The following is a 3,240-nucleotide window of genomic DNA, read 5'->3' on the forward strand; positions in this document are numbered from 1 at the left end:
AATGACCATTTTGAGAGGATCAATGTATTCGCCATCGATAACTGGAATACCAGCGTCGCGCAGCGCTTGTCTGCCTTTGGCGGTTGCTTCAATAACGGGTGCCAAAAGCTCATGACCGTGGCGCTGCATCAGAGCGCGGGCAGCATCAATTGAAGCCAAGATTCGGCCCGACATTGAGGTGGTCTGGGTGGAATCAAAGGTCTTATTTAGCCTTGGTAGGTCAACAAATTCGCCCTTTGCCAAAACGAAAGAGGCTTGCGAATAACTGGGTAGGGTCTTGTGAGCGCTGGTGACAACAATGTCCGCACCCTCGTCCAGTGGATTCTTAGGCAGATCCGGGTGGAATCCAAAATGAGCGGCCCAAGCGGCATCAACAACCAGTGGAATACCAAAGTCATGGCAGGCAGCGGCAAGTCTTGGGATGTTCGACATGGTTCCCACGTAGCTCGGCTCACCAATCAGAACCGCCTTGGCGTCTGGGTGCGCCTCCAGAGTCTCGCGCAGGCGAGTGGAGCGTAAGTACTCTGGCAATCCGGTGGCTGGGTTTATCTCCGGTCTCACCCAAACCGGGATCACTCCGGCGTAAACCATGCCAACTAGAACTGATTTGTGGAGGGTCCTCGAGACGATGACTTTATCGCCGGGGCCAGCAACTGCCATCACGGCTGCGTGATTGGTTCCGGTGGAACCGTTTACTCCAAAGCGGCAAAGATCTGCGCCCCAGAGTTTGGCCGCCAGGGCCTCTGCCTCAAGAATCATTGAGGGGCTAATGCGATTTGGGTGATTGCCTGGAAGTACCGGAATATCGCCATCAACGATTGGTCCCGTTAGGTCAGTTCGGCCTTTATGTCCTGGGATCTGGAAAGGATATCTCTCGGATGTGATGTCTCTAATCCACGCGTCTAGCAATGGTGCGGAGCTTCTAAGCCCCATCGGGTCATTTGGATCTAGCAGTGTGGCTGCGCCAAAAGCGTGCTCGGACAATCACTCTCACTTTCAAAATCAATCAAAGCCAAAAGATTACGGCAATTGTGTTTTGAGGGACAGAAAGTTCTGATGAATTCTTTAGCGAGCTTTCCAAAGCTGAGGCGCAAAGCGCTTGCGGAGTGAGTTAAATACCATTGCTTGTTGTTGCCTCTCGGGTAGGGGAAATCAGTCGAAGAACATCCGACCACAACTTTGTTTCCGTTGTATTAAACCAGTTAACAACTAAAAAGCTGGTTGCTGCTGCGTAATACAGTGGATTCCACCACCACGTTTAAATAACTCTTTGGCATCAACCAGCACAATTTCCCTACCTGGATAGACATCGCGCAGGATTGCCTTGGCCTCTTTGTCCCGCGGATCTTCAAAAGAACCAAGCAACACGGCGTTATTGAGCACGTAGTGATTGATGTAGCTGTAGTCCACAAGACCCTCTCCATCGCGAAGTGTGTCTGGAGCAGGGATTGATAAAACTTCAATTCCGGCGCGAATAAAAGTTTCACGAACCTCGGAGGAAACTAAGTAGTCCGGGTGGTTTGGGTTTCTTTGATCGTGATACAGCACTCGACCGGCAGGGGCAAAACATGCCACGATGTCGACGTGGCCCTGGGTGCCAAACTCCTCGTAGTCACGAGTTAGTCCTCGTTTTAGCCAAATTGCTTTGCTGGTGCCGAGTTTTTGATGAATCTCCTGCTCAACCTGGTCCTTGGACCAAGTTGGGTTTCTGCCTTTTCCAAGCTGAACGGTTTCGGTGAGCAAGACAGTTCCATCGCCGGAGATGTGAATACCTCCACCTTCATTCACCATTTCGGAGTCAATCCGAGTAGCACCAGATTCTTGGGCAATAGCACTTGCGAGCTTGGCGTCTTTGGCAAACTCAGCCCAGCCTTGGGCGCCCCAACCGTTGAAGACCCAGTTCACCGCGCCTAATTTGCCATTGTCGGTAACGAAGGTTGGACCAGAGTCTCTCATCCAGGCGTCATCGATTGGGATTGGCATGAGTTCAATTTGACCGGAGAGATATTTCTTTGCAATTGATTCATCACCTGGGTTTACCACCACGGTGACTTTTTCAAACTCGCTTGCCTGATTGGCAACATTTGCCCAGGTGGATCTTGCGGCTTCGTGTTCGCCCTCGGTATCACCCAGGGTGTAGCCGGAGGTTGGGAATGCTAGCCAGGTGCGCTCATGCTTCTCCCACTCGGGTGGCATTCTCCAGGTCATTTGATTAGCCCCGGAATCCCACCGTTTACGCCTTTGCCACTCTCGGTTCGCTCATTGACACGGGGAGCAGTGAGTGGAACATAGGTGTCTGGTCTTCGGGTGCCAAAAAATGGAAAGAGCTCTAACCAGTCGCGGCGCTGGTCAAGATCCAGATCGGCAACCAATACCTCATCGCCCTCTCTGGCAGCCTGGGCCAAGATGCGACCGTATGGGTCGACGATGAAGCTCGAACCGTAGAAGTTGAGGATTCCCTCATTACCCCAGCGGTTTGGCACCACGATGAAAAGCCCATTTGCGATGGCGTGTCCAATAATGGTCTGACGCCAAAGCGGCTCGGTGTCGAAATCTGGATGGTCTGGCTCAGAGCCAATCGCAGTTGGGTAGCAAAGGATGTCTGCTCCAGCCAGTCCATACGCGCGAGCAACCTCAGGGAACCACTCGTCCCAACAGGTTGGAAGGCCAAGTGAAGGAGTGCCAGGCAGGCCTAATTCGTAGGTTGGGTATGGATCTTTGTTTGGACCCTCTTGGAAGTACTTGTCCTCGAAGTACCCTTCGGTCACTGGAATGTGAAGCTTCGGTGTTTTACCCACTAGTTGACCGTGGTCATCAATCACGATTGCGGTGTTTAGACCTCTGCCATCTGCAAAGCCAGTTGCCTCGTAGAGTGACGCGTGAATGAAAATACCCAGTTCTTTTGCAAGGGTCGCCACAAACCTAAAGGTCTCGCCACCAACCAGTGGCTCCGCAGTGTCGCTTGGAACACCGGTGGGGTAAACATCGGCTGGGTATCTAGATAGCGAAAGCTCAGGTAGGAAAACAATCTTCGCGCCCGCCTCAAAAGCTTTTCGAATGCCTAGTTCTAGGTTTGCGCGGTGTTCGTTTTTGTCACTGCGCCAGCTGACCTGCACCGCGGCAACTCTCACCACAGCGCGTTCGGGTGCTGACTTACGAGCTGGAGATTCAAGGTTTTCGGCAATGGTCAGCTTCATGATTACTCCATGGAATCGAGAATCTTCACCAGATCCTCGTACT

At 52.3% G+C, this 3,240-nt stretch carries 3 protein-coding genes; all 3 read right to left on the reverse strand.

Translation table 11 applies throughout. The features are described from left to right. Window positions 1-984 (reverse strand): DegT/DnrJ/EryC1/StrS family aminotransferase (locus AC128V_RS06925; RefSeq protein ID WP_482763940.1); only part of this gene is annotated, 984 nt, incomplete at its 3' end. Between the two features lie 225 nt (window positions 985-1,209). Continuing rightward, a complete protein-coding gene (locus AC128V_RS06930; RefSeq protein ID WP_482763941.1) occupies window positions 1,210-2,196 on the reverse strand; it encodes an agmatine deiminase family protein in 987 nt (328 codons plus the stop codon). Window positions 2,197-2,204: 8 nt separating this feature from the next. Beyond that, the coding region (locus tag AC128V_RS06935; RefSeq protein WP_482763942.1) for a nitrilase-related carbon-nitrogen hydrolase at window positions 2,205-3,240 on the reverse strand (1,036 nt) is incomplete at its 5' end.

The organism is Aquiluna sp., from assembly GCF_965064355.1.